The organism is Gordonia sp. NPDC003376 (assembly GCF_053589235.1).
In genome coordinates, this window is the sequence record NZ_JBSFRM010000020.1 from 93,340 (window position 1) to 100,969 (window position 7,630).

The following is a 7,630-nucleotide window of genomic DNA, read 5'->3' on the forward strand; positions in this document are numbered from 1 at the left end:
GGGGTCAGGGTGTCCGAGTCGCTGCGGCGGCGATACGCTCGTCGATGCGCGGAGGTGGATCGCCGTGCGGGATGGGCGGGCCCACCGCGGTCCGGCTGCCCGGTTGGCGGCCACTGCCCCAGCCGAGGTGGGCCCGGTAGCTGCCGATCAGGTCGGCCGGTGCCACGAACGTCTGCGGGTCGGCCGGCGACGAGTCCGGACCGACGTACAGCGCATCGGTGGGGCAGTACGCCTCACACATGAAACAGGTCTGGCAGTCGGACTGCCGGGCGATCACCGGAACCCCGGCCTCGGTGCTGTCGAAGACATTCGTCGGGCAGGCGGCCACGCACTTGTCGCAGCCGATACACGCCTCGGCGATGACGAGTTCGATCATGCGACAAGCACTCCCGCCGACCTGGATGCCCGGGCGCCCGGCAACGCAGGTGCCCGCCGGACCCACACGTCGTCGAGTCCCCCGGACAGGATGTGGCCGTGCTGACCGGCGTCCTGGTCGGGGTGGTCGTCCCGCTTGCTCATCCCGCGTGACTCGGTACGCGCGAGTGCCGAGGCGTAGATCCACCGCCCGACCGCGGTGATCGCGGCCGCCTGCCGCGTCGCGAGCCGCTCCGACGTCGACGGCGCACCGAAATCACCGGCCGACAACGACCTCCAGGACTCGTCCAGCGCGTGGAGCGCCGGTCCGAGTCGGTCACCGTGCCGGATGTAGTTCTTGTCGAACGGGATCAGCTGCGCCTGGGCCGCGGCCACCACCTCTGCGGCCTGCGGTGCATGATGTCCGGTACCGAGTCCGACACGGCCCGCACCGGACACCGTGTGCTGTTGCGGGCGGCCGTGGACCAGGCCGTCGCGGGCGGCGGCCTTGCCGGCGAAGGTCCCCGACGACATCGCCCAGGCCGAATTGTGGCTGCCCCCACCGGTGAATCCACCACAGATCCGTTCGCGGGTCGCAGCGTCGCCGGCGGCATAGAGGCCGGGCACACCGGTCCAGCAGTCGTCGTCGACGATGTTGATCCCACCGGTGCCCCGCACCGTCCCCTCGGCGAGCAGGTCGACCTCGAAACGTTGTGTGAACGGATCGATCCCACGTCGGTCGAACTGCAGGAAGAAGTTCGGCTGACCCTGGCGCATTAGTGCGGCGGCGCGGTCGTCGGCGCGGTCGAGCTGCGCGTACACCTTCTCCTGCAGCAGGGTTCGTGCGATCACCGAACGCCCCTTCATCGACCCGGCGCCCGTGACGATGCGGCCGTCCTCGTGGAAGAACGTCGCATACCCGTAGTAGGCGGTCTTGGTGACGGTAGAACCCTTGGGCACGATGGCGTAGGCGTTGGCGAACTCCATCCCGGAGAACTCGGCGCCCACTTCGGCGGCCATCAGCGCACCGTCACCGGTGTCGACGTTGGTGCCCAGCGCGCGGGACAGGAAGGCACAACCACCGGTCGCGAGGACGACGGCGCCGGCGGTGATCCGGTAGTCGATGCCGAGTTGACGTCGCACACCGGCCGCCCCGGATACGCGGCCGTCGGCGTCGACGAGCAGTTCGAGCGCAGGAGAATGGTCGAGGATACGGACCCCCTTGCGCTGCACCCAGGCCCGCATGCGTCGCATGTACTCCGGCCCCTGCACACCGGTGCGGATCGGCTCGCCGGTCTGCGTATCCACCGGGAACGGGTAGCGTCCCTCGTCGCCGAGGCGGCGCATGTTGGCATACGTCTGGTCGAGGACGCGGTCCATCCAGTCGTGGTCGGCGAGGTGGCCGCCGAGCTCCTCCCGGCTCGCCTTGGCCTCGGCCCGTCGGTCCGGGTCGGGCACCACGTACCAGACTCCGGTTCCGGCCGGAGCCGTGGCTCCCGATGTCCCGCAATAGCCTTTGTCGGCGATGATCACATCCGCGCCGGCCTCACGGGCGTGGATGGCCGCCCAGGTCGCGGCAGGGCCGCCGCCGAGGATCAGAACATCGGTGGTGAGGGTGAGGGTCTCGGTCACGCTGTCTCCGTCGCGGTGGTGTGGTGGGTGGTCACGGGTCGGTGGTCGACGCCGAGTGCCGCGAGCAGTTGCTTGCGGTAGGCCACGAATCGGGGGGCCGTCACGTCGCGGGGTCGGGGGAGGTCGATTCCGATGTCCTCGGAGATCCGGCCGTCGCGCAGCACCAGAGCCCGGTCTGCCAGTAGTACGGCCTCTTCCACGTCGTGGGTCACCAGCAGTGTGGCAGGTCGGTGTTCCTGCCACAGGTGCTCGACGAGTGCCTGGGCATTGATCCGGGTGAGGGCGTCGAGCGCCCCGAACGGTTCGTCGAGCAACAGCAGTCGCGGTTCGCGGACCAGGGCCCGGGCGAGGGCGACGCGTTGGGATTCCCCGCCAGAGAGGGTGGTGGGCCAGCCGTTCTCCTTGGTGGCCAGTCCGACCTCACCGAGCGCGGCCACCGCACGCTCGTGCGTCCGGGCACCGCGCAGCCCGAGGGCGACGTTGCGCCACACCGGAAGCCACGGGACCAACCGGTGCTCCTGGAAGACGATCGCCTTGGTGTCAGGGGCCTCGATGGTCCCGGTGAACCCGTCGTCGAGTCCGCCGATCCCCCGCAGCAATGTGGACTTGCCGGAGCCGCTGGCGCCGAGCAGCGCGACGAACTCCCCGGGTTCGATGGTCAGGTCGATGCGGTCGAGTACGGTGCGGTCGCCGAAGCGCCGTGTCGCGTCGTGGACCCGGACGCCGTCGCTCTCGGTGGTAGATCCCACCGGCGGCGCAGAGGTACTCATCGTCCCTCGAATCCGTTGCGCCAGCGAAGAAACCGCTTCTCCAGTAGCCGGACCGCGAAGTCCGTGACGAGGCCGAGGACCGCGTAGATGACCAGCACGAGGAAGATCTGGTCGGTGCGCAGATATTCTTTCGCATCGTTCATCACGAAGCCGAGCCCGACCGTCGTCGTCTGCATCTCGGCGACGACGAGCACCAGCCAGCCGATGCCGAGGGCCTGGCGCAACCCGACGAAGGTCTGCGGGAGTGCACCGGGCAGCAGGATGAAGCGCATCAGCTCGAACCGGGTGAGGTTCAACGATTCCGCGGCCTCGATGAGTTTCTGGTCCACACTGCGGATTCCGGCGAAGACATTGACGTACATGGGGAAGATCGGCGCGACGATGATCAGTGCGATCTTGAAGACGTCGTCGATCCCGAACCAGATGATGAACACCGGGACCAATGCCACTGCGGGCATCATCCGCAAGACCTGTACCGGCGCGTTGATCAGGTCCTCGGCGACGCGTACCAGTCCGGCGGCCACACCGAGCGCGGTGCCGATGGTGATGCCGATCGCCAGACCGATCGCGACGCGCCGGGTGGACGCGGCGAGGTGATGCCACAGGTCGCCACTGCTCGCCAACTGCCACCCTGCGTCGACGACCTCGGTGGGGGCGGGCGTGGTGGCGCCCAGCCAGGTTCGGGCGCCGAGCTGCCAGATCACCACCACCAGGACGAGGCCGATCGACTGCCGGAGCAGGCGGATCGCCGGCCCGCCGGTCAGCCACGTGCGCACAGGGTCCACCGCGCGTCGAGCCACGGACGACGATGGCTCGGGCGTTGCCGAGGCACCGACGTCGCCCGCCACGGTGACGTTCGGTTCCGCAGTGATGTTCGGTTCCGCAGTGATGTTCGGTTCCGCAGTGATGTTCGGTTCGAGTTGCAGGGTCACCGACGTGCTCCCGGATGTGGAGGACTGGATTGAGCAGTGAAACTACGTCCACTTCGATTCCGGTCACAGGTTTTCGCGCACGGCGGTTCGGAACCGCCCCGCCTCCTGCCGCGAGTCGTCTCAGTCTGTCGCCAGGGCGGCCAGCCGTTCGAGGTCGCCCATCAGCGCGTCACGTCGATCACGATGCGCCTTGACGATCACCCAGAAGATCCGGTCCGCGCCCGCAACGGCGTGCACCACGTCATAGGTCTGGACGATCCGGGTTCTCGTGCCGACGGGCTCGAGGTCGATCCGCCACTGGGTGCTGTCGACGTGCCCCCACAGTCCCACCGTGCGCCATGCCAGGTGGTGTGGCGGATCGACCGTGGTGACCACGCACAGCCGGGTCCAGGTGAACGGCCCCGACCGGTTGACCCCGCGGAACCGTATCCCCGGGGCGACGACGGGCCCCCCTGTCCGGCGCAGGTGTGCACGTCGGCATTCGTGACTCCACTCCCCCGTGCGGGAGACATCACTGATGATGCGCCACAGCGATTCCGGTGATGCCGAGGTGATCAGCTCGGTCCGCCCGTGCCGAGCGATCCTGCCCATCATGTCCCCCTCGCCACATCGGCGGGTCCGAGGGGCGGTACCTCGGCCGCCGGCCCACCCGCCCAGAGCGCGGCGGCATACCGCCGGTACTGACGATCGAACCCGTGCAGCAGGACGAATCGTGGGATCGGCGGAACCACGCCGGCGATGAGATCACGCCGTTGTTGATCCAATCCGTCTGCCAGCCAGTGGTATTCGATGCCGAGCTCCGAGAACCCCTTGGGCCTGACGAAGAATCGACGTTCGACGTCGCGATACTCCTGGGTGGTGATGGAGGTGGCGACCACCGGCATCATCTCGAGTTCCTCCGCGGCGAGATGTGGCAGCAGCACCGCCTCGAGAGCGGTGAGTGCCGCGATCACCTGTTCACTCGCCTGGGTACGCGTTCGGTATGACCGCGCCGTCCTGGCGAGGCCATCGATGGCGGGAGCGATCCGCTTGTGGTCGGCATCCATCCGGTCGAGCAGGAACCCTGCCGACGGATTTCGTTGCCGGACAAGTGGCCACAGACCTCTATCCTCACCCGTGTGGTGTGCGTGCAGGAAGTCCATCAGCCAGACGAGGTGGTCGGCGAGCGCACGTCGGTGGCGGTCGTCGCGATCGGGGCCGGATTCGAGGACCATTCGGGCACGTACGAGATCGCGTCGTAGGGCACCGTGCACGATACCCATGCTGCGAGTGTCGGCGGGCTCGTGATCGATGGTGTTCACGGCCCTCTCCTTTCACTGGTTCGAGGTGCTCCCTGCTGGGGACAGCAACCTCAGAATCGTTTCTACGATCCACTTCTCATAGCGGTCGGCACTCCACGACGCGCTACCGACCAACAGGTCGTAGACCTCTACGGAGACCACTGACCACACACCATCCCCCTCGTCGTCTCGCAGCGGCCGTCCGGCGATCGCAACACACGCCTCGTGGACCGCCTGACGCCGGCTCATCCGGAGCGACTCGAGGCGCGCGGCGAGTTCCGGCTCGGCGGCTGCCGCCTCTCGGAGCACACCCTGCAACCCGGCGGTTCGCCGGTTCACGTCAGCGATCAGCGAGGCCGCCGCACCGGCTCGGCGCCGCCGATTCCCGGACGAGATCGCCGCGTATTCGGGTCGATCCACCAGGGCGACGGGTTCGTCGTCACCGACCACCGCCACATCCACGACACGGTTCAGCAATGCGGTCTTGGAGCCGAAGTTCGCATACACCGTCTCGAAGGACACCCCGGCGACGCGGGCGATCTCCCGAACCCCGACCGACCATCCGCGGTCGGTGAACAATGCGGTCGCCGCATCCAGAATCCGCCGTCGGGTTTCGGCGGCCTGCTGTCGGCGCAGGCTCGAGTCGTAGCGCCGCGGGCTGGTGGCCGTGGTTCGAGCAGGCGGGGTACCGCTGGCCATACCTCATTGTGTAACGCCATCACTTTGAATACAAGGGGTGTCAGATCAATTGTCCCGCGGCTTTGCACGGGCTGGACACCGTTCCCGGGGACCAGCCGGGACGACGTGGGCGGGAGCGGCCTGAGCAGACCGAGAAGGACTTATCATCCTCGGCATGAGATCTCGCCGAGGACATCTGAGCGCCGCCGTCACGGCGGTTGCCGCCGCGATCGTCCTGTCGGTACTCGTGGCACCCGCACCCGCGGCGGCCGGTCCCGCGACGTGCGTGCCGTTCGGGACCGCGCAGCTCCCGCCGGGTGCCCCCGCCACCGGGGACCGCACGGGTGTCGACGATCTCCCTCGCTATCAGGGCACCGGTGCGCCGGCCGAGGTGGAACTGCGGACCGAACGCATGCAGTTCAACAAGTACTGGGAATTCGCCCTGGTCGAACACATCCTGATCGCACGTCCGCGGCACACCGGGACATGGCGCGTCGTGCCCCTACCGTCCTGTCTGCGCGGGCAGTTGACCGCCATCTCCCTCGACGACGACGAGATGGTCGGCGTCGACGGCGACCGGTGGATCTACACGATGGACAACGTCACGCAGTCACCGCGGCTGTGGAACTGGACGTCACGCTTCGGCGCCATGTTGTGGTTCGGCGATGGACAGACGCTCCCGGCGAACACGGTGCGCCCGCACGGCTGGGCGCTGTCGGTCACCTCGCCGTCCGCCAATCGCGAGTATCTCGACATCGCCGGCCGGGTGCATCCGAGCGGCCAGGCCAAGATGACGATGATCCCCGCCCTCGTCGGCGACGGCAGTCGGATCGTGTACGCCGATCCCTGGCTGCCCAACGATCGGTCCTACGAGATCGGCAGCCCACTCGGCGGCCGCTTCCGCTCGGTGGCCTTGTCGGCATCGGCCTCGACGATGCTCGTCATCAATCGCTACGGCGACATGTTCACGAGGACTTTCGACTTCGACTCGTCGGGCTCCGATTCGGTGTTCTTCCGTTACAGCTGGGAACGCCAGGACGGACTGCCCAGCGCCACCGACCTCAACCAGGAGACCTGGGATCGGTCCACCGCTGCGGTGCAACTCCCGGCCTCCGACTGGAAGCAGCAACCCAAGATCCCCGGTGAGATCACCTCGGCAATCACCGTCATCTCCACCCGACCGGGCGCCGAACGCCGCGAGCTCCGGGTCGAGGGACGCCAGAACGGAGAAGCCGGGTACTGGCGCAAGGGATTACATACACCGACGTGGGCGTTCGTACCGACCGGCGGGCCACTGCACGGTCCGATTCTGATCAACACCGGCCAAGACATGTCGGCCGCCACCCTGGCGCCGCCGACGCCGTGGAATCTGTCGGGATCACTCCCGTCACGCACCGCCTCGGTCGACGGTCAGACCCTGATCGACATCGGACTCCCCTACAGCGTCGTCGATCCGCGACTGCTCGACCAGATCGGGCTGTCGGCGGCACCGTCCGGATACCGGCTGTCGGTGGAACACTTCGATCCCGCGGTGACCACCCGCGAGGCCACGGTGACCACCCCTGACGGAAAGCGTATCCCCGTCCTGCTCCATACCGCCGATGGCATGCGGATGACCCCCGGTCAACCCGGATTGACCAGTACGCCAAGACATCTGATCGGCGCCGTCGAGCTTCCCGACGATGTCTACGCCACCCGCGGCACCGATCCGACGGTGGCATCGTTCTACCGCGGATGGATGCGGGAGAAGAAGATCGCCCCGATCACCCTGAGCGCCACGAACACCGATCTCGTGATTCGGTGACCCGCGCCGGCCACCGGCTTCACCGGGGGCCGCCGGTGCGGCCGCGCACCCCAGAATCACACCCTTGACCAGGGACGACACAGTTTGTCGGACCTCGTCTGTATGTTCGGTGCATGACCTCGGGGATGGCGTCACCGCGACCGGCCGACACGGCCGGTGAGGGTGGGTTGTCGTGGCAGG

The 7,630-nt window shown here is 67.8% G+C and carries 8 protein-coding genes; 1 reads left to right on the plus strand and 7 read right to left on the minus strand.

What is annotated here, in order from left to right:
* Positions 1 to 4 precede the first annotated feature (4 nt).
* The 7 genes from ACWDUA_RS18810 to ACWDUA_RS18840 all read right to left on the minus strand — a co-directional run bounded on the left by ACWDUA_RS18810 (position 5) and on the right by ACWDUA_RS18840 (position 5,667).
* Positions 5 to 376, minus strand: a complete 372-nt coding sequence (locus ACWDUA_RS18810; RefSeq protein WP_449752524.1) for a 4Fe-4S dicluster domain-containing protein — start codon at positions 374 to 376, stop codon at positions 5 to 7.
* Positions 373 to 1,986, minus strand: coding sequence for an FAD-binding protein (locus ACWDUA_RS18815; RefSeq protein ID WP_449752525.1), 1,614 nt, complete (start codon positions 1,984 to 1,986; stop codon positions 373 to 375). Before ACWDUA_RS18815 ends, ACWDUA_RS18810 begins: the two co-directional genes overlap by 4 nt.
* Positions 1,983 to 2,756: an ABC transporter ATP-binding protein gene (locus ACWDUA_RS18820; RefSeq protein WP_449752526.1), complete on the minus strand. Its 774-nt coding sequence runs from the start codon at positions 2,754 to 2,756 to the stop codon at positions 1,983 to 1,985. The genes ACWDUA_RS18815 and ACWDUA_RS18820 overlap by 4 nt, the downstream gene beginning before the upstream one ends.
* Complete coding sequence (locus ACWDUA_RS18825) at positions 2,753 to 3,628, minus strand: ABC transporter permease (protein ID WP_449752535.1); 876 nt, start codon at positions 3,626 to 3,628, stop codon at positions 2,753 to 2,755. Before ACWDUA_RS18825 ends, ACWDUA_RS18820 begins: the two co-directional genes overlap by 4 nt.
* 180 nt (positions 3,629 to 3,808) lie before the next feature.
* Entirely contained in the window at positions 3,809 to 4,279 is a 471-nt protein-coding gene (locus ACWDUA_RS18830) for an SRPBCC family protein (protein ID WP_449752527.1), read from the minus strand.
* On the minus strand, positions 4,279 to 4,989 hold the full coding sequence (locus tag ACWDUA_RS18835; RefSeq protein ID WP_449752528.1) for a hemerythrin domain-containing protein: 711 nt from the start codon (positions 4,987 to 4,989) through the stop codon (positions 4,279 to 4,281). The genes ACWDUA_RS18830 and ACWDUA_RS18835 overlap by 1 nt, the downstream gene beginning before the upstream one ends.
* A gap of 12 nt (positions 4,990 to 5,001) precedes the next feature.
* Entirely contained in the window at positions 5,002 to 5,667 is a 666-nt protein-coding gene (locus ACWDUA_RS18840; protein ID WP_449752529.1) for a TetR/AcrR family transcriptional regulator, read from the minus strand.
* 154 nt (positions 5,668 to 5,821) lie between these two features.
* On the opposite strand from ACWDUA_RS18840, the gene ACWDUA_RS18845 reads away from it, so the two are divergent.
* Positions 5,822 to 7,450 (plus strand): hypothetical protein, encoded by a 1,629-nt coding sequence (locus ACWDUA_RS18845; RefSeq protein ID WP_449752530.1) that lies wholly within the window; start codon positions 5,822 to 5,824, stop codon positions 7,448 to 7,450.
* Positions 7,451 to 7,630 lie beyond the last annotated feature (180 nt).